At 39.9% G+C, this 18,851-nt stretch carries 15 protein-coding genes and 2 pseudogenes; 10 read left to right on the plus strand and 7 right to left on the minus strand.

The genetic code is table 11. The features are described from left to right. Positions 1-182: 182 nt before the first annotated feature. Positions 183-1,973, minus strand: a complete 1,791-nt coding sequence (locus tag AB8618_RS06690; protein ID WP_413401868.1) for an ABCB family ABC transporter ATP-binding protein/permease — start codon at positions 1,971-1,973, stop codon at positions 183-185. A 113-nt stretch (positions 1,974-2,086) separates the two neighbouring features. Here AB8618_RS06690 and AB8618_RS06695 point away from each other — a divergent pair, with 113 nt between their 5' ends. From AB8618_RS06695 to AB8618_RS06715, 5 genes are all read left to right on the plus strand, one after another. Further along, positions 2,087-2,548 carry a hypothetical protein gene (locus tag AB8618_RS06695; RefSeq protein ID WP_409425315.1) on the plus strand — a complete coding sequence of 154 codons (462 nt, stop codon included), beginning with the start codon at positions 2,087-2,089 and terminating at the stop codon, positions 2,546-2,548. Positions 2,549-2,655: 107 nt separating this feature from the next. Beyond that, on the plus strand, positions 2,656-4,494 hold the full coding sequence (gene secD / locus AB8618_RS06700) for a protein translocase subunit SecD (protein ID WP_413401870.1): 1,839 nt from the start codon (positions 2,656-2,658) through the stop codon (positions 4,492-4,494). Further along, positions 4,487-5,416, plus strand: a complete 930-nt coding sequence (gene secF / locus AB8618_RS06705) for a protein translocase subunit SecF (protein ID WP_413401872.1) — start codon at positions 4,487-4,489, stop codon at positions 5,414-5,416. Before secD ends, secF begins: the two co-directional genes overlap by 8 nt. 265 nt (positions 5,417-5,681) lie before the next feature. Beyond that, complete coding sequence (locus AB8618_RS06710) at positions 5,682-6,158, plus strand: transcription elongation factor GreAB (RefSeq protein ID WP_409425318.1); 477 nt, start codon at positions 5,682-5,684, stop codon at positions 6,156-6,158. A 104-nt stretch (positions 6,159-6,262) separates the two neighbouring features. Continuing rightward, entirely contained in the window at positions 6,263-6,814 is a 552-nt protein-coding gene (locus tag AB8618_RS06715; protein ID WP_409425319.1) for a hypothetical protein, read from the plus strand. Positions 6,815-6,866: 52 nt separating this feature from the next. Here AB8618_RS06715 and AB8618_RS06720 read toward each other — a convergent pair whose 3' ends face one another. After that, complete coding sequence (locus AB8618_RS06720) at positions 6,867-7,202, minus strand: zinc ribbon domain-containing protein YjdM (protein ID WP_076920245.1); 336 nt, start codon at positions 7,200-7,202, stop codon at positions 6,867-6,869. 317 nt (positions 7,203-7,519) lie between these two features. Between AB8618_RS06720 and AB8618_RS06725 the strand changes: the two are divergent. From AB8618_RS06725 to AB8618_RS06735, 3 genes and pseudogenes are all read left to right on the plus strand, one after another. After that, a pseudogene (locus tag AB8618_RS06725) lies at positions 7,520-8,913 on the plus strand (RimK family protein). Next, positions 8,913-10,076, plus strand: coding sequence for a peptidase C39 family protein (locus tag AB8618_RS06730; RefSeq protein WP_413401876.1), 1,164 nt, complete (start codon positions 8,913-8,915; stop codon positions 10,074-10,076). Before AB8618_RS06725 ends, AB8618_RS06730 begins: the two are co-directional and overlap by 1 nt. Further along, on the plus strand, positions 10,077-10,589 hold the full coding sequence (locus tag AB8618_RS06735; protein ID WP_413401878.1) for an MgtC/SapB family protein: 513 nt from the start codon (positions 10,077-10,079) through the stop codon (positions 10,587-10,589). 13 nt (positions 10,590-10,602) lie between these two features. Here the strand turns inward: AB8618_RS06735 and AB8618_RS06740 are convergent, their stop codons facing one another. Beyond that, positions 10,603-11,832 (minus strand): EAL domain-containing protein, encoded by a 1,230-nt coding sequence (locus AB8618_RS06740; RefSeq protein ID WP_409425324.1) that lies wholly within the window; start codon positions 11,830-11,832, stop codon positions 10,603-10,605. Between the two features lie 129 nt (positions 11,833-11,961). Beyond that, positions 11,962-12,971 (minus strand): annotated as a pseudogene (locus AB8618_RS06745) (GlxA family transcriptional regulator). 128 nt (positions 12,972-13,099) lie between these two features. Between AB8618_RS06745 and AB8618_RS06750 the strand changes: the two are divergent. After that, entirely contained in the window at positions 13,100-15,007 is a 1,908-nt protein-coding gene (locus tag AB8618_RS06750; RefSeq protein ID WP_413401882.1) for a beta-ketoacyl synthase, read from the plus strand. A gap of 52 nt (positions 15,008-15,059) precedes the next feature. Here the strand turns inward: AB8618_RS06750 and AB8618_RS06755 are convergent, their stop codons facing one another. Next, a complete protein-coding gene (locus AB8618_RS06755; protein ID WP_413401884.1) occupies positions 15,060-16,244 on the minus strand; it encodes a DUF1624 domain-containing protein in 1,185 nt (394 codons plus the stop codon). A gap of 204 nt (positions 16,245-16,448) precedes the next feature. Between AB8618_RS06755 and AB8618_RS06760 the strand changes: the two genes are divergently transcribed. Continuing rightward, positions 16,449-16,823, plus strand: a complete 375-nt coding sequence (locus tag AB8618_RS06760) for a hypothetical protein (RefSeq protein ID WP_413401886.1) — start codon at positions 16,449-16,451, stop codon at positions 16,821-16,823. Here the strand turns inward: AB8618_RS06760 and fghA are convergent. Further along, on the minus strand, positions 16,777-17,619 hold the full coding sequence (fghA, locus tag AB8618_RS06765) for an S-formylglutathione hydrolase (protein ID WP_413401888.1): 843 nt from the start codon (positions 17,617-17,619) through the stop codon (positions 16,777-16,779). The genes AB8618_RS06760 and fghA overlap by 47 nt on opposite strands. 58 nt (positions 17,620-17,677) lie before the next feature. Then, positions 17,678-18,799, minus strand: coding sequence for an S-(hydroxymethyl)glutathione dehydrogenase/class III alcohol dehydrogenase (locus AB8618_RS06770; protein WP_413401890.1), 1,122 nt, complete (start codon positions 18,797-18,799; stop codon positions 17,678-17,680). Between the last annotated feature and the right edge of the window lie 52 nt (positions 18,800-18,851).

Here is an 18,851-nt window from a genome sequence, read left to right on the forward strand (position 1 = left end):
GAATTCACGTTATTTAATTCGTTATATTTTTGTTATAAAAATAGCTACTTGATTGTATTGATAACTTCACTGCAAACAAACCTTTTGAGGTGAATAACCGTACCGGTCGATAAGATAAATGAAATACTAGCAAAATAGCAAAAAAGCACTCAGATACTTCAATCGTACCCGAGAGGCTTAGTTTATTGCGCCTTTGACTGTTTTTGTTGCAAGGTCCACATATGAGCATATTCACCATTTTGCATGAGTAATTCATCATGTTTACCTTGCTCTACTACTTCTCCCGCCTTAAGCACGATAATAGTATCGGCATCGGTAATTGTTGATAAGCGATGCGCAATAACAATACTTGTGTGGTTAGAGGCAACCTCTTGCATAGCGTTTAATATGGCTTGTTCAGATTGTGAGTCGAGCGCGGAAGTGGCTTCGTCAAAAATTAAAATCGGCGATTGTTTTAAAATAGCGCGAGCAATAGCAATACGTTGCTTTTCGCCACCAGAGACTTTTAGTCCGCGTTCACCGACTAAGGTTTTATCGCCTTTATCTAGGCTATTAATAAAGTCTGTTAGATGCGCCATGTTTATGGCTTTGTTTACTTCATCTTCACTGGCGCTGGGTCTGCCGTAATGAATGTTTTCGCGTATGCTGGTATTAAATAACACAGTATCTTGCGGCACTATGGCAATAGCTTTACGCAAGCTTGCTAGGGTAACCGTGTTTATGGCTTGATTATCAATTTTTATAGCACCCGATGAAAGTTCATAAAAACGATATAGCAAGCGGGCTAACGAGCTTTTACCTGCGCCACTAGCACCTACAACCGCTACCTTAGCACCAGAGTTTACATTAAAACTGACGTTCTTAAGAATAGGGCGCTTGCTATCGTAGCTAAAGCTGACGTTTTCAAAGCTAATTGCCCCATTTTTGAGTGCTAATGGTTGCGCGGTTTCGCTATCTGCTACTTTGGGTGAGGTATTTAATAACCCAAGCATGTTTTCAAGGTCGGTAAGGGCACGGCGTATTTCACGGTACACAAATCCCAAAAAGTTAAGCGGTAAAAAGAGTTGAATCATATATGCATTGATCATTACCAGTTCACCAATCGTTAACTCGCCGGTAACCACTTCACTTGCGCCAAGCCACATTAATGCGGTTATGGCACATGCAATGATCAGTGCTTGCCCTGAATTAAGCGCCAGTAACGAGAGTCTGTTTTTTAATCGTGCTTGTTCCCAGGTTGCTAAAAATGTGTCGTAAGTTTGGACTTCATGCTGTTCATTATTAAAGTATTTTACGGTTTCGTAATTTAATAGACTGTCGATGGCACGGGTGTTACTTTGATTATCAGCAGCGTTTGACTCACGAATAAAGCGGTTTCGCCATTGGGTAACCGTCACCGTAAAAAAGATATAAATAGTAACAGCAAGTAGGGTGATTAATGCGAACCAAATAGAAAACAAGGTGCCAAAAATAATCGCTACGGTCATTATTTCAAACAACGTGGGCACAATATTAAACATTAAAAAACGCATTAAAAAGCTTAAGCCACTGGTGCCGCGCTCTATGTCTCGACTTATACCGCCAGTTTGTCTGTCTAAATGAAAGGCTAAATCTAGCGAGTGCAAATGTTTAAACACTTTTAGGCCAATATCTCGCATGGCATGCTCGGTGACTCGCGAAAATACCGCATCGCGTACTTCACCCAAAAATACGCTAGCAAAGCGCAATGCGCCGTACATAACGAGTAATAAAGTAGGAACGAGTAGTAGTGGGTTAATTGATTTATCAACCGAATCAATTATTTCTTTTAAAGCCCATGGCATGAGTAATGTCGCCCCTTTAGCACCGACTAGTGCTAATATGGCAATCAGCACACGGCCTTTAAATTTAGTGATATAAGGCCAAAGAGTTTGAATGCTTTGTTTTAAATTCATGGCGTCGGGGCGTTTTACTGAACTTTGTCTGGAGCGCATCGAGGATCTCAGTATGTGTTTTTATATAAATGAATTAGCTTAAGAACGGCTATTGTATTTTAATTAGCTGCCCTTATATACTAGCTATCCTTTATTTTAGTTTTAAATGACCAATGTTTAAATTTCGCGTTTTTTTAGCTACTTGCTTGTTTTTTGCTGCACTCTTTAGTGTGCAAAGCCATGCTATGGGCGTAAAGCACGAATTAAACAGTAACCAAAGCAGTTATAGCGATGTTATTAATGTTGACCATTTAACTAACATTTCCGTACCTACAAAATCGCTTGGCGATTTACAGCATAAAAACTCAAAGCATTCTGATTTTGATGCGCATCAACCTAGGCTAACAGCCAATAATTCATTTTTATTTTTACACAGTGCGCAGGGCGATCCTGAATACGATGTAGTGCATGAGTTTTTTGCCCTAAATGGGTGTAGGCATATTTTTTTGCGACCGCAAGCAGTCACCATAAGTCAGCCTTGGTATACTTGGGTATTTAAAAGTAAAAAGTCGCGCTTGAGCGGCTGGAAAGACGCTAACCTGTTATACACCGCTGTAACCACCTACTACGCTTAATGTTTCTTATTTAATTTAATTGGTTTTAACGCTTCGCGTTTTGACCTGCAGATTAATTGTGCCTAATAGGTACGTTACTGGGCTATGCCGAGTAATAAGGAATAACTATGTTAAGTCTAAAAAAAGAGAAAAAGCCATCTAAGGCTAAGTTTAAATTAAGCTATGTAGCCATGCTGATTGTATTAGTGTTACTAGCAATAAGCGCCTTACCTAATTTATACCCGAATAAGTCGTGGTTGCATGTTAGTGCAACTTCTGAGGTTAAAGCACAAGCATTGCCTAGTACTGAAAATCTAGTTAACTTTTTAAATAGCCAAGGTTTCGAAGTTAGTGAAAGTTTAAAAAACCAAGCACATATTAATGTACTTTTAAATACGCCTACGCAAAGTGCGCAGGCTCAAGCGGCTTTAAAATCAAACTTTCCAAACACACAGGTTAAAATTGTTGAACATGCAACTAGCCCTATTTGGTTACAAGAGTTTGGCTTATCGCCTATAAAACTGGGTCTTGATTTAAACGGCGGGGTATTGTTTGTACTTGATGTTGATTTAGATAAAGCCATTGATGAGCAATTGCTCAGTGCATATCAACAAACAAAAGCCATTATTGTTAAACAAAAAGCCTATGGCGTTAAAGCGCAGCAGACTAATCAGGGCTTTGAAATAAGTGCGCTTGAGAATGCTGACGATAAGCTAACAGTAGTTATAAAAGAGCTTAAAAGCCGTTTTGAAAACCTCACTACAACCACATCAACTAATGGCAACTTACAGGTCGTTAAAATTAGCTATTCTGAGCAAGGGCGCAGCGCATTTGATAAAGAAGTGATGAGCCAAACACTCACCACACTTCGCTCACGTATTGAAGAGCTCGGTATAACTGAGGCCGTTACACAGCGCCAAGGTAAGCAGCGCATTCGTATTGAGCTACCTGGCGTGCAAGATCCAGCTGAAGCAAAACGCATAATTGGTGCAACCGCGTCATTGGGGTTTTATCAACTTAAAGAGAGAGGCGGGCAAACGTTTAATTTGCAATCGGGAGGGACCATTAAGCTCGACCCTGTACCTATATTTACCGGTGAGCATATTAATAACGCTTATATAGGCCGTGATGACTGGGGTAAACCTTTGGTACAACTGAGCTTAGATGGCCAAGGTGGCGATGCTATGTCGGCTTTTTCAAAGGCGAATATAGGTAAACCTATGGCAACGCTTTATTCAGAGTATTCACAAAATGCTAAAGGTGAAGTGGTTAAAAAAAGCGAAGTTATTAATGTGGCTAATATTGCCCAGCATTTAAGCTCGCGGTTTAGTATAACCAATATGCAGAGCCAACAAGCCGCTGCCGATTTAGCGCTACTACTACGCGCAGGATCACTTACTGCGCCAGTGACCATAGTACATGAACAAACTATTGGCCCAAGCCTTGGCCAAGACAATATTAATAATGGATTAGCAGCGTTAATGTTAGGCATGGGTTTAACACTTGCGTTTATGGCACTGTGGTACCGCCGTTTAGGGCTTATTGCAAATGTTGCGTTAATTTTAAACTTAACCTCTTTAGTGGGGCTAATGTCGTTATTACCTGGGGTGGTTTTAACTCTTCCAGGGATAGCAGGCTTAGTATTAACTATAGGAATGGCGGTTGATACTAACGTGATTATATTTGAACGCATAAAAGAAGAGCGCCGCAAAGGACGTCCTCCATATCAAGCGATACAAGAGGGTTATAAACAGGCTGCTAATACTATATTTGATGCCAATATTACCACCATGATCACCGCGATTATTTTATATGGCATAGGCTATGGCCCGGTAAAAGGCTTTGCGATAACGCTGGCGCTTGGTCTTATTACATCGGTGTTTACTGGAGTGTATGTATCTAAGTATTTAAGCCAAAGCTTATATTTAAAGCTGGGTAAAAAAGCAGGAGTAAACGCGCATGCTTAACACTTTTTTAAAATGTGAGACAGGGTCACGTATGCGTTATACAGGCATGCTTGTTAGTGCCATATTTGTGTTGTTATCGGTATTCACCATTGCACAAAAAGGGCTTAATTTTGGCCTTGATTTTACGGGTGGTTATTTAACAGAATTTACCACCAGCCAAGGTGTTGAACTAAAACAGCTTGAGCAATTTATTGCTAAAAACCATCAAGGTGAATTTGAACTAACAGCGCAGGGCAATAATCATTTTCAATTAACGCAAGCGCCAAATAAAGGTGCCAATAATGATGCTTGGAAAACCGCGATTAGCCAAAACCCAGATATAAACGCTGAGGTTTTATCATCGGCTTATATTGGCTCTCAAGTGGGTGATGAATTATTTGAGCAAGGCTGCTTAGCCTTATTTGCTGCGATGGTAGCGGTAATGATTTATTTAGCTGTTCGGTTTGAGTGGCGTTTGGCATTAGGCTCTGTGGTGGCTTTATTACATGATTTAGTGCTGGTGGTTGGCTTATTTTCGTGGTTACAAATAGAGTTTAACCTAACCGTTTTAGCCAGTTTATTGGCAATTATTGGCTACTCCCTAAATGACTCAATAATAGTGGGCGATAGAGTACGCGAGCTATTACGCATACCAACAAATATTTCGCTAAAACCAAGTCGTATTATCAACAGTGCTATTAAAAGCACCTTAACTCGTACGCTTATTACCTCCGGAACTACGCTCGCAACAGTGGCAAGTGTTTGGCTGTTAGCTGGCGCGCCGCTGCAGGGGTTTGCCATTGCTTTGTTTGCAGGAATAGTCGTAGGCACGCTGTCGTCTATTTGTATTGCTGCGACATTACCCGAGCTACTTGGGTTAAGTGCTAAAAACTACGATAAGCAAGTGGATCAGCAAACGCAGGCATTAATGGATATGCCATAGCCTTAAATTAGCATTGTTGTTACACAGCAAAGGGATAGTGTTCGATGTGGCAACAATGCTAATACCAACCGGCATAAATATTTGAACAATTTAACGAATTAAATTCCTCTATAACGTTGTTAAAATTTTTTCATTTAGAACAATTAGATATCAAAAATTTCGCCTAGTTATAGAGCAATTTTCTTATCGTTAAAATAGGTCCCATATCCAAGCAGATTGGTATAAAATGGCAAATTATTTTTACCGAATTGAGTGAATTCTCCAAATGAATAAAGCCCATGTTACTGAGCACCTTCGTTTTGCCTTAGATGAGCAACTAAACACTGCTAAAATTGCAGCTCAAACAGCTCACGATACCGCTACTCATGAAGAAAGTATTGCAGAGACCCAATACGATACCCTCGGGCTTGAAGCCGCCTATTTAGCACAAGGCCATGCAGAGCGAGTTAATGAGTGCTATAAAGAAATACAACTATTTGAAGCCATATACAACGAACCCGTTATAGGCACCATCGCTATAAGCTCATTAGTATGTTTAGAAGACGATGCGGGCACACACAAATGGTTTTATTTAGGCCCAGCAGCTGGTGGATTAACCGTTGATATTAAAGGCATAACTATTCAAGTGCTTACCTCTGGCGCACCATTAGGCCAACAGTTATTGGGTAAACAAGTCGATGATGAAGTTAGTTTAACTATCGGTGATGTAAAACATAGTTATGACGTGGTTAAAGTGCTTTGAATGTAGTATTTATTTGTCTCTTACTCTGAGGCGCAGCATCTCGTAGGCCTCTTTGTTAAATAATTGCCTAAAACTTATAGAATAAAATTAAAGATGGGCCGTTTATGAACTTAGTATTGGTCAGTGATATTTTTGGTAATACAGCAGCTTTAAAAGCATTAGCTGAAAAACTAAACGCTCAGTCTATTGTCGACCCTTATGACGGGGTTGATATGGCATTTAACAGTGAACAGCAGGCCTATGAGTATTTTAGTCAGCATATTGGCCTTGATGAGTATGTAGCTATTTTACAAAAAGCGATTAAACCACTCGCTGACAACACTATATTGATAGGTTTTAGTGTTGGCGCATCGGCGATTTGGTCAATGTCTGCACACCCGGCGATTAAAACGATAGCTAAGGGCATTTGTTTTTACAGCTCGCAAATTAGGCACCATACAGACTTACAACCACAGTTTGAGATTGAGCTCATATTTCCGCATTATGAGCCGCACTTTGATGTTAAATCACTACAGGTTGAGCTGGCAACAAAGGCTAATGTTAACGTAAAACATGTTGAATATTTGCACGGTTTTATGAACCCACACTCAAGTAACTTTAATCAACATGCTTACGATCAAACATTAGCTGCGCTATCTAAAGAACTAAAAAATTAGCAGTTAAGCGTTATTACTTTCTGTTAATTTTTACAAGTGAGTTTTTGTAATTTCAGGCTTTTTTCACAAACTTGGCCGTTACCATCATTTCGCCAATGCCATCGACTTTACAATCTAGTTGGTGATCTTTTTTATCAAGCACACGTCTAACTACCGCTTTCGTGCCAATTTTTATAACCTGAGAACTGCCTTTAATTTTTAAATCTTTGGCTACGGTTACTTTGTCACCATCGGCTAGTAAAGTGCCGTTTGCATCTTTTACCAAAATAGCGTCTTCATCGCTTGTATTATTTGGGTTCCATTCATAGGCACATTCTGGGCATATAAGCAGTTGTTGGTCTTCGTAAACGTATTCACATTGGCACTTAGGGCAAGCGGGAAGAGACATAATGATCACTTTTAGTGGTAAATTTTGGCTATTTTAAAACACAAATTAACAATAAAAAAGTTCATCAAAAATTTTTATCTTCACGCTAAAAATATCTCGTTTGTGTGTATGTAAAAAAGGGCTTATAAATCACATGTCGCTTAAGCAATTTAAGCGCTAACGTTTATAGTAGATATTCGTTAAAGCACCTATCGTATTAAGTGATTTGCTATTTGCTGCACTTAGTGCGATAGGTGTTTCTATTTATAATGCGATAATTTAAAGATCGCACGCATTTATATTTGGCTTACTACCGATTGGTATAACTAGGAAAAGTCGTGTTTAAAACCTTAATAGTGGTTGATAACAACGAGCAAGCACTTGCTCAATCATTCGAAAATGTCATTACGTTTAATAGTTACTTACGTGATTACCCAAAACATAATGAACCTAAAACCCGCATTATTAATTTATGCGACTCAAGCCAATACTTGAGTAAGGGTTACTATTGCTCATTGCTTGCAGAGGCCCGAAAACACCAAGTATTACCAAGCGTTAAAACAATAAATGCGCTTAGAAGCGGCCAAGCACCTACTTTAAATACTGGGCAAATTGATGGCGCTGTTTACTTTGGTAATGCTCTAAATGAATTACAAAGTAAAGCGGCTAAATCGGTATTTAAACAATACCCAGCGCCTATTTTATTTGTAGATCAGCAAGGTTTATTGCAACAAGGCTCATTAACCTCTTTAAGCGAGCAACAATATGCTGCGTTTATTGAAAAGCTAAATACATTTACTCAAACGCAATGGCGTATTGGTAAAGTAGAGCGCCGTTTTAGATGGAATATGGCTATTTTGGTTGATCATAACGAAAAAGTACCGCCAAGTGATAAAGATGCAATAGCCCGTTTTATAAAAGCAGCAGCCAAACATGGTATTGATGCAAAAGCACTCAGTTTTGATGAAATAGATAATATTGCCCAGTTTGATGCGTTATTTATTCGCCAAACTACAGCGATTGACCACCCAACATACCGTCTTGCAAGTAAAGCACAGAGTTTAGGGTTGGTGGTCATTGACGATGCTGAATCTATTTTACGTTGTTGTAATAAAGTGTACTTGCATGATGCCTTCAACTATCAAAAAGTACCAAGTTTAAAAACGGTGGTAGTGGCTGATCAATCAGTGCAAACGCTTGAGCAATTAGAAGCAGCATTTACCTATCCGCTGGTATTAAAAATGCCAGAAGGGTCGTTCTCAAAAGGCGTGTATAAAGTTGCAAACCGTGGTGAGCTTGAAGCTAAACTAACCGAACTATTTGCACTGAGTGCGCTGGTATTGGCACAAGAATACATGTACACAGAATACGATTGGCGTGTAGGGGTACTTAATGGTCGTGCTATTTATGCGTGTCGTTATTTAATGGCGCGTAACCACTGGCAAATATACAACCATGACGCTAAGCGTTTTTTTCCGGTGGTTTTGAAACTCTACCAACCTTTGAGTTACCAAAAGTAGTATTAGATGCAGCTTTAAAGGCCTGTAAAACAGTAGGTAAAGGGTTATACGGTGTAGACGTTAAAGAGCACCAAGGTCGTGCGTATGTATTGGAAGTAAACGATAACCCAAGCATTGATCACAAAGTAGAAGATGGTTACTTAGGTGACGAGCTATACATGATCATAATGGATGAGTTTAAACAGCGCTTAGAAGCACGAGGGCGCGGCTAATGCCTATTGCTCTGGCTGAAAAAGCAATAGTGACAGAGGCGTATAACCTAGTCATTCGCCCTGCAATAACCGCTGACTTAAAAGCATTGGTGGCACTTGAAAATACTTGTTTTAGTAACGATAAATTAAGTGCGCGTAGTTTAAAGCGCTGGCTTGGAGCTAAACATGGGATTTTATTAGTTGCTGAGCAAAATGCGCAATTATGTGGCTATGGCTTAGTGTGGTGCCATAAAGGGACGAGGTTAGCGCGTTTGTATTCGTTAGCTGTATTACCAACGATGCAAGGCAAAGGCATAGCTAAAAAATTACTCAATGCGCTTGAAAAAGCGACCAGTGAGCGTGGACGTATTTATTTGCGCCTAGAAGTTGCAGTAAATAACGACAGCGCTATTGGACTTTATAAAAGTGTGGGATATCGCGTATTTGGTCAATACAGTGATTATTATGACGATCACAGTGATGCCTTACGGATGCAAAAAAATATACGCCAAACCAGTGAATTACAGGTTGATCGTTTAACGCCATGGTATCAACAAACCACCGAGTTTACCTGTGGACCTGCTGCGTTATTAATGGCAATGGCAGCTCTTGACTCAAACACAGAGCTGAGTCAGTCACATGAATTAGCTTTGTGGCGTGAAGGCACCACTATTTTTATGACCTCTGGACATGGCGGTTGTCATCCATTTGGCTTGGCACTGGCTGCAAATAAACGTGGTTTTAAAAGTGAGGTGATTGTTAATACATCTGAACCATTATTTTTAGATGGGGTTCGCAGTGATAACAAAAAATCTGTACTGGCCACGGTTCATCAACAGTTTGTTGAAGGCATTGCAGCGGCAAATATTTCAGTTACACAAAAAGATGTTGAATTAACTGATATAGAAAACTGGTTGAGTCAGGGGTTTAGTGTGTTGCTGTTAATTAGTACCTATCGGTTTGATGGTAAAAAATCACCGCACTGGGTGTGTGTAACCCATTTAGATGCACATTGTGTTTACGTACATGACCCATTTTGCGAGCCTGGAAAAGACTACCAGCTAGCAATAGATTGTCAGTATGTACCAATTGCACGCAGCGACTTTAGCAAAATGTCGGCATTTGGTAGCCAAAGGCTCAGAACGGCAGTTGCTATTGGAAAAGTAAATAGATTAGGATGTTAAGTGACATTTTTAGATTTTATCGATGTAGCGCCATACTCATGGGCAGCTATTGGCACCGCCGCTTTTTGTGGCGCTATTATTGGTATAGAGCGCCAGCTGCGCGGCAAACCTGTAGGTATTCGTACATCTGCCTTAATAACGTTAGGCACTTATTTGTTTTTATCTACGGCATTTAACTTACAAGGGGATGTAATTGATCATTCTCGTGTAGTGGGGCAAATAATCACGGGTATTGGCTTTTTAGGCGCAGGCGTTATGCTGGCAAAGGATGGTGCCGTGGTAGGGGTTACCTCCGCTGCTACTATTTGGGTATTGGCGTCTATTGGTGTAATGATAGCAACCGAAAACCTAGGTGCAGCAATTAAACTTTCTGTATTGGTGGTTGGTATTTTATATGGTGTTGATGTACTCGAAGCTAAGTTTAAAAGTCTCAGCAAAGGTGTGCACGCTAAAGTAAAAAGTTATCATAAACGTTATTACCGAAAAGACGGTACAGATACCGAACGCCACTAAATAGTGGCGTTTTTCATGCGGACAATGTTGCGTTTATTGCGCTAAGTGCATCGTTAATTGATGCGGGCCGGCCAATAAAATAGCCTTGTACACTGTCTACATTGAGCTTTCTTAACGAGTTGAACTCCTGTTCGGTTTCAATTCCTTCGGCAACAATAGTGCAGTCGATTGCTTTTGCAAACCCACACAGCGCTTTTGCCAGCAAAAATTTACGTTTGTCAGTGTTTATATTTTGTGTGAGGCTAATATCTAATTTAATAATATCGGCTTCAAGCTCTAGTATGTGCTGAAATGATGAAAAGCCTGCGCCTACATCATCAATAGCTAAGCGAAGCCCTCTTTTTCTGAGTGGGGTAAGTGCTGTCCGCATTTTTTCGTAGTCGGAAATTGGCGAATGCTCTGTAATTTCTAATACTAGCCTAGTGCAGTCAATGTTTTGTAATGTATTTTCAAGTGCACCGCTTAGGATATGCGAAGGTGAGCAATTAATAGCAATGTAAGTTGAATTATTAAATTTGGCTATGTTGGTGAGTGCATTTTTAATGGCTAGCATTTCTAATGCTTCATTCAAGCCAACTTTTTTCGCTTCTTTAAACCATATATCTGGACTTTTATAGGGTGTAGTAAAAAAACGAGCAAGTGACTCAAAGCCTACAACTTTATTGTGGCGTAGACTATAAATAGGCTGATAATAAATATTTATATCATTATCGGTAATAATTTGCTGAATAACTGATTTGGTGTGATTGCGCGATACACGTTTGGATAAATTTATTTCAATTAAGCCTGTCGCTATTTCCGAAATAAGATTTAGAAAAGATAAATCCCGCTCATTTAAACTCTCATCATGGTGTGATTTATAACAACAAAACGTGCCATACAGTTTGCCATTCGATAGGTTGATAGGAACACCTATATAAGAGCCTATACCTAACTTTTTGGTCACCGGCATAGCCTTAGTTATAGAGTTAGCTTCGGTATTAGTAATAATTGGATTAAGCTTTTCATCGGTGATTTTTTGGCAATACGTTTCCTTAATGGGATCGGAATTACCCACTTTAACAATTTGGTTTTCAGAGGGGTTATCGACCACTTTAAAAACCCGCTCATCGTTAATAAATTCAGATATAAAAGCAACATCCATATCTAAATGTTTACGAACTAACGCAAGTAAGTTAGCTAGCTTAGCTTCAATGGATACGTTATTGTTTTGATCGACAAGCAGCTTGCTAGATTTATCCATCGGCTATTTCTCTATTTGAATTCAAATTAGCTTAGTGAGTAATACTATAATTTATATATATAAAAAGATCTAATCAAGGCTATATCCATCTTTGCTAACCATCAAACGTGAGCATGGTATAGCCAAAACTTAACCAAATAATTTTCGCCTGACTACTTTACGGTATTCGCTGGGTGTTTGGCGTAATACTTTTTAAATACTCGGGTTAAATGCCCTTGGTCATTGTAGCCAACCTCCAATGCAACCTCTTGAATTGATAAGTTAGTTGAGGCCAATAAGTCTTTAGCACCTTCTACTCGTAGCTGTTGCCAATACTCGATTGGACTTTGGTTAGTGGCACTTCTAAAGCGACGGGTAAAGGTGCGATAACTTAGACTAAATTGAGCCGCAACCTCCTGTAAATTAAGTTCACTGGCTAAATTTGTTTTTAACCAAAATTGCATTTGTGCAATCAGCTCATCTGGGTGCCTATCTACCGCACCCTCTAAGTAACGTTGATCTTCATAGGGTTTACGAATTTCATGGGAAAAGTTGCGCTCTACATGTTGCGCCGCTTCTTTACCATAATATTGACTAATAATATGCACGATAACATCAGCAAGTGCATTTAAACTGGCTACGGTATACATACGCTCTGACTGAGTAATAAAAAAATCCGGTTTTAAATTTACATTCGGGTAGTCATGCTTAAACTGTTTAGCATAATGCCAATGGGTAGTAGCGGGGTGCCCGTCAAGTAAACTAGCCTCTGCAACAAAGCAATTACCTGTGCCTACTCCAATTATATGACTCCCTACGGTAAAGCTCTCAGATAACCAAGTGACTAATTGTTGATTAGCGCGTACCACAGGGCGAGGGTTACGCCAAATGCCTGGCACTATCACTAAATCGCAATAAGGTGAGTTTTCACTTGTACAATCTGGAATAATTGACATTCCAGTTCGCGTCTTAATGGCATCACTATTTTTAGCTACTAAATGAATGGCCAGAGGTTTAAAGCTGTTTTTATCACTATGGCCTTTAGCAAATGCCTCGCCGGCACGTAGCATTTCAATCGGTAGTGTCAGACTGGTTACCAGTAAGTGTTCAAACACTGCAATACCAATATTAATGGGAGGAGGTAATGGGTTTTTGTACATTATGAATGCTCCGACCAGTTGTTTTTGGCCTTTTATGCCGCTTATTTGGCTATTAAAGCATAAAGATATCTCTATAATCCAATTAAACTAACGTCATATTCTTATAGCACGCATTTTAAAGGTAAATTATGACTGCATTACCCGTTATTGTAGGTATGGGGGGCATTAATGCCGCTGGCCGCACTTCATTTCATCAAGGTTATCGTCGTATCGTGTTAGATAGCTTAGCGGCACAAGCTCGTCAAGAAACATTCTTAGGCCTTGCAACATTAATGAACTTGGTGACTACAGTAAACGGCCAACTTGAAGACAGCCAAGGTAATCATGTTGAGCAAAGCGACATTGAAGCACGCTTTGGTGAGCAAATTATTGCTGGTACATTAATTCGAAAAATTGAAAAAGAACATTTTGATGTTGATGCCACACCTTGGCAGCAAAAAATGACGTTAACGGCCTCAGATGATAGTGCAATTGTGTTTGAAACACGCCGTCGTGACTTACCATCACCTTTACCAAGTAATTGGCAAATAGATGATCTTGATAATAAAAAAGTAAAAGTCACGATTGCTGCTGAGCTTGACGTAAAACATGACTCAACCCGTGATAATCCGATCAAGTCTGCAGGGCAATTTCCAACAGGCTTCGATCCTGCCATTATGTATAACAGCCGCTACCAGCCGCGAGGTTTACAAGCGACCATATTTGCTGCCACCGATGCAATAAAATCAACAGGACTTGATTGGCAACATGTTATGAATAGCGTAGAGCCTGACAAAATTGGCACCTATTCAGCCTCGGTTATTGGTCAAATGGATGATAAAGGCTTAGGTGGTTTAGTTAAAGCACGCCAGCAGGGCGATCGCGTTAGTACTAAGCAGTTAGCGCTGGGTTTAAATACAATGACGACCGATTTTATTAACGCCTATGTTACCGGCAATGTAGGGACAACTTTTTCAACTTCAGGCGCATGTGCCACATTTTTATATAATTTACGCGCTGCCGTTAACGATATTCAAGCTGGGCGGACCCGTGTTGCAGTGGTTGCCAGTGTTGAATGTGCGATTACTCCAGAAGTGGTTGAAGGTTTTGGCAATATGAGCGCGCTGGCCAATATTGAAGGTTTGCGTCGTTTAGATAATTTAAGCAATGATGATGAGCCTGATTACCGTAAAAGTAGTCGTCCATTTGGCGAGAACTGCGGTTTTACCTTAGGCGAGGGCGCACAAGTTGCCATATTAATGGATGATACACTGGCTCTGGAGCTCGGTGCAGATATTATGGGCAGTGTGCCTGATGTATTTGTGAATGCCGATGGGGTTAAAAAATCAATTACCTCACCTGGGCCTGGCAACTACATCACCATGGCGAAGTCAGCTGCTCTTGCTACTAGCTTGTTAGGCAAAGAGGCACTGCAACAACGTAGCTTTATTTTAGCGCATGGCTCAAGTACACCACAAAACCGTGTTACTGAATCGTTAATTTATCATAAAGTTGCGCAAACCTTTGCCATTGATAACTGGAAAGTGACTGCGCCTAAAGCCTATGTAGGCCATACTATTGCGCCTGCTAGTGGCGATCAGCTTGCCATTGCGTTAGGTGTATTTAGTCATAATATAATGCCTGGTATTACCACCATTGATAAAGTCGCCGACGATGTTTACAGCGATCATTTAGATATTCGTAATAGCCACTATGAGTGTGGTGATATGGATATTGCGTTTATTAACTCAAAAGGCTTTGGTGGAAATAATGCAACAGCGACTGTGCTTAGCGCAAAAGTAACTATGCAGATGCTTGCTAAACGCCATGGTGATGCACTGATGAGTAGCTACGCTGAAAAACATAGCCAAGTGAAAGATGCACAGCATACTTACCAAACGCAAGCCGATTCAGGTCAATACTCGCTAATTTATCGTTTTGGTGACGGTTTAATTGATGAAAATGAGATTGTTTTAGATGAGCACAGCATTACGCTGCCAGGCTTTGAAAAAGCAATCACATTCAGTACAACAAATTCCTATCAAGATATGTTCTAAGCACACATACTTGTTAGCAAGGCGCTTTTATAGCGCCTTTTTTCATGTCTGTTCAAATATACTTAGCAATTAAACTGTGTTTATTTTTTTGCTTCCATGCTAAATAATAATTGGCAAGGATAGCTGTTAGGCCAATTACGACTGCAATAAATAGCAGTGTTGCAACATAGCTCATACCGTATCCAGTTGGTAAACCCACCAGTGTTTCGCCATAAGTCATATCAGAAAAACTAAAGCCTAAAACAGGGATAAGCAACCAACTTATTGCATGCAGTAAATACAAGTGAGCTAAGTACGAGAACATACTGGTTTTACCCAATACTTGTAAAAATGTTGGCGAAAAGTCACTTTTTAGCTTGCTCAATAGTTTAAGCATAATTAGACCTATGCCAACGGTTAACAACATAAACTGCAGGGAAAGTGGGTATTTGGTCGGATTTAAAAATGACATTATAGTGAGTAAATAAGAATCACGAATCGTAAATAGCGACGCGTCACCATAAAGGTTAAAGCCACGTAAAAGCGTATATAAAATTAGGCAGCTGACACCCAAAATTAAGCCATAATCCATAACTCGATTACTGTATTGCTTGGCCTTGTAATAAACACCTGCACAATAGGCTAACGCCATTAACCCAACAATAGGTGCTACGGGATAGGTGGTTCTAATTTTAAAGTTAAAAGGAAGTTCGAGTACATTTTTTTGATGTAAAACAGACCAGATTGTATTTGCGAGTGTATTTGGCTCAAAGTTGACGGCATCAAATAAGTTGTGGCCAAATACTAAAATTAAGCCCATGGCAAAAATTGCATACAGACCGATTAAGCGTAAAAGCCCTAGAATAATAAACCCCCAACCTATCGCCCAAATAACCTGAGCGTATAACATTGGAAACAGTGGATTAAAGCTCCAAGACCATGACACAATAGTAAATTCAAATAATATAAGCACTAGTCCACGTATAATTAAACTTTTTGAAAAAGCGTGCGTGGAAGTGTATTTATGCTCGGTTATTGCAGCTGAAAGGCCCGCTAAAAATACAAATAATGGCGCACAAAAGTGCGATATAAAACGAGTGAAAAAAGTAAGCGCATCTGTTCCTGGTATGGTCATGGGGTCGGTCACTGAATAATTTAGACAATAATACATGCCGTGATCAATCACCATAAATATAATGATAAGACCCCGAAGTAAGTCTATATGATGCAAACGATTTTGAGATAAAGGTAATGACATAAATATGCTTTGGTATGGATGAAAAAAACGAGCTTAATTATATGTTATGTTATATCAATTTACGAGGGTGATTATAAAATACTTAAGCGTAACTTATGTTGTAAACGATTTTGCTCACTAACAGATTTTTACAGTTTTGTTTTTTAATAGAGTTACTATATAAATAATTAAATCCTTCACCCACGTGCAATTCAAAGGCCAAACATGCAAAAAATATTTATTCTTTTATTAATGATTATGTCGAGTGGCTGTACCTTTGTTGGCGTTTTATTAGATGGGCAAGCCGTTTCAAATGCAGATGATAACCAAAGAATGAATAATCCAGCTCGTTCTACGCCCTATAAAAATCCACTTGAACCGGTTCCAGTTGATAAAGATGGATTCAATTTTACCGATCTCGGTTTAAAAATAGACTCTGCAGTATTTGGGTTAGTAAAAGGAGATGACGGGGTGATTAAAAAATGCAGGCAGGTTACTAAGGTCTTAAAAGAATGTGTAGAAGTAGATAAATCTACTCTACACAGTAGTGAATCTAAGCAGTTAAAAACTGATGATGAAATAATAAGTGTTGGTCTATAAAACTACTAATGAAATAGTAGCTATGGTCGTAGCCAGCTTGCATTTCGAGTGTTAACGGATAGCCTTGCTGTGTTGCAACAGCCACTAAGTTTTGTGGCTTAAGTTGCTCTTCTAAAAAGTTATCTGCATCACCTTGGCTAACCAACATAGGTAAATAATCAGCTTGTTTGGCTTGTTGCATTAATTCGCAACTATCATATTGTGCCCACTGGGCTTTATCAGCACCTAAATAGCCAGTAAAGGCTTTAACACCCCAAGGACAATCTAGCGGGTTAACAATAGGGCTAAATGCTGTAGCGCTGGTATATGCTTTAGGATTTTTAAGGGCAATCATTAATGCACCGTGGCCACCCATAGAGTGCCCAGAAATTGCTTTTTTAGTTGTTACTGGAAAATGTTGCTCTATTAATGCAGGTAGTTCCTTCACCACATAGTCGTACATATTAAAATGAGTATTGTAAGGTGCCTGCGTTGCATTGACGTAAAACCCTGCACCTTGAGCAAAATCGTAGCTATCTTCGTTAGGAACGCTTTCACCACGCGGACTGGTATCAGGTGCGACAATAGCGATGCCTAGCTCTGCCGCTTTTTTAAACGCGCCTGCTTTTTGCATAAAGTTTTCATCGGTACAGGTTAACCCTGATAACCAATAAAGTACTGGTACTTTATTTTTTTCACTGGCGCCTGGTGGTAAAAATACCGCAAAACGCATGCTGCAATGGGTGCTTGAGGAAGTGTGACTATACTGCTTATGCCAGCCACCAGCCACTTTTGCTGTTGAGATATTTTCTAACATAACAATCCTTAAAAGCCGTTACTAAATAGCAACGGCTGGTGTTGGTGATTAAAAGAAATTAGTAATGAATAACAGTACGAATACTCTTACCTTCGTGCATTAAATCAAAGGCATCATTTATTTCTTCAAGGCTCATTGTGTGGGTAATAAAGTCATTAAGGGCGAATTCCCCCGCCATGTAGCGTTCAACAATTTCAGGAAGTTGCGAGCGACCTTTAACGCCACCAAATGCGCTACCACGCCATACACGGCCAGTTACTAATTGGAACGGGCGAGTTGAAATTTCTTGGCCAGCACCGGCTACACCAATAATTACCGACTCTCCCCAACCTTTATGACAACACTCAAGGGCAGAGCGCATTACATCAACGTTACCAATACATTCAAATGAGTAGTCAACACCGCCATCGGTCATCTCTACAATCACTTCTTGAATTGGCTTGTCGAAATCTTTTGGATTAATTAAGTCGGTCGCACCGAGTTTAGTCGCAAGATCAAACTTAGAGGTGTTAATATCAACACCGATAATACGGCTAGCCCCAGCCATTTTTGCGCCAATAATGGCAGACAAACCAATGCCACCTAGACCAAAAATAGCCACTGTATCGCCCGCTGTTACTTTTGCCGTATTTGTTACAGCGCCCATACCGGTAGTGACACCACAGCCTAATAAACAAATTTCTTCTAACGACGCTTCTTTGTTTACTTTAGCTAGTGAGATTTCAGGAAGTACTGTGTACTCAGAAAAGGTTGAGCAACCCATGTAGTGATAAATTGGCTGGCCGTCTTTGTAAAAGCGAGTGGTACCATCTGGCATTAAGCCTTTGCCTTGCGTTTCGCGTACAGCAGAGCACAAGTTGGTTTTGCCAGAAGTACACATTTTACATTCACCACATTCTGCGGTGTATAAAGGAATAACGTGATCGCCAACTTCTACACTCGTAACGCCTTCGCCCACAGCGTAAACCACACCAGCGCCTTCATGGCCTAAAATAGCGGGGAAAATACCTTCAGGATCTTCACCTGATAAAGTAAAAGCATCTGTATGGCATACACCGGTGGCAGTGATTTTTACCATTACTTCGCCTTTTTTAGGCATCATCACGTCAACTTCTTCAACGCTTAAAGGCTGATTAGGGCCCCAGGCAATCGCTGCTTTTGATTTTATAAATTCAGACATGTGTATATCCTTTGTAGTGGTTTGAACATCAATTGTAGACCCAAACTGTTTG

The sequence above is a fragment of the Pseudoalteromonas sp. RW-H-Ap-1 genome (assembly GCF_048318575.1).
GTDB lineage: Bacteria > Pseudomonadota > Gammaproteobacteria > Enterobacterales > Alteromonadaceae > Pseudoalteromonas.

What these genes read in the sequence shown, in the direction of transcription:
- AB8618_RS06690 (WP_413401868.1), bottom strand. Translation starts at nt 1,973, where the DNA reads ATGCGCTCCAGACAAAGTTCAGTAAAACGCCCCGACGCCATGAATTTA.
- AB8618_RS06695 (WP_409425315.1), top strand. Translation starts at nt 2,087, where the DNA reads ATGTTTAAATTTCGCGTTTTTTTAGCTACTTGCTTGTTTTTTGCTGCA.
- secD (WP_413401870.1), top strand. Translation starts at nt 2,656, where the DNA reads ATGTTAAGTCTAAAAAAAGAGAAAAAGCCATCTAAGGCTAAGTTTAAA.
- secF (WP_413401872.1), top strand. Translation starts at nt 4,487, where the DNA reads ATGCTTAACACTTTTTTAAAATGTGAGACAGGGTCACGTATGCGTTAT.
- AB8618_RS06710 (WP_409425318.1), top strand. Translation starts at nt 5,682, where the DNA reads ATGAATAAAGCCCATGTTACTGAGCACCTTCGTTTTGCCTTAGATGAG.
- AB8618_RS06715 (WP_409425319.1), top strand. Translation starts at nt 6,263, where the DNA reads ATGAACTTAGTATTGGTCAGTGATATTTTTGGTAATACAGCAGCTTTA.
- AB8618_RS06720 (WP_076920245.1), bottom strand. Translation starts at nt 7,202, where the DNA reads ATGTCTCTTCCCGCTTGCCCTAAGTGCCAATGTGAATACGTTTACGAA.
- AB8618_RS06730 (WP_413401876.1), top strand. Translation starts at nt 8,913, where the DNA reads ATGCCTATTGCTCTGGCTGAAAAAGCAATAGTGACAGAGGCGTATAAC.
- AB8618_RS06740 (WP_409425324.1), bottom strand. Translation starts at nt 11,832, where the DNA reads ATGGATAAATCTAGCAAGCTGCTTGTCGATCAAAACAATAACGTATCC.
- AB8618_RS06750 (WP_413401882.1), top strand. Translation starts at nt 13,100, where the DNA reads ATGACTGCATTACCCGTTATTGTAGGTATGGGGGGCATTAATGCCGCT.
- AB8618_RS06755 (WP_413401884.1), bottom strand. Translation starts at nt 16,244, where the DNA reads ATGTCATTACCTTTATCTCAAAATCGTTTGCATCATATAGACTTACTT.
- AB8618_RS06760 (WP_413401886.1), top strand. Translation starts at nt 16,449, where the DNA reads ATGCAAAAAATATTTATTCTTTTATTAATGATTATGTCGAGTGGCTGT.
- fghA (WP_413401888.1), bottom strand. Translation starts at nt 17,619, where the DNA reads ATGTTAGAAAATATCTCAACAGCAAAAGTGGCTGGTGGCTGGCATAAG.
- AB8618_RS06770 (WP_413401890.1), bottom strand. Translation starts at nt 18,799, where the DNA reads ATGTCTGAATTTATAAAATCAAAAGCAGCGATTGCCTGGGGCCCTAAT.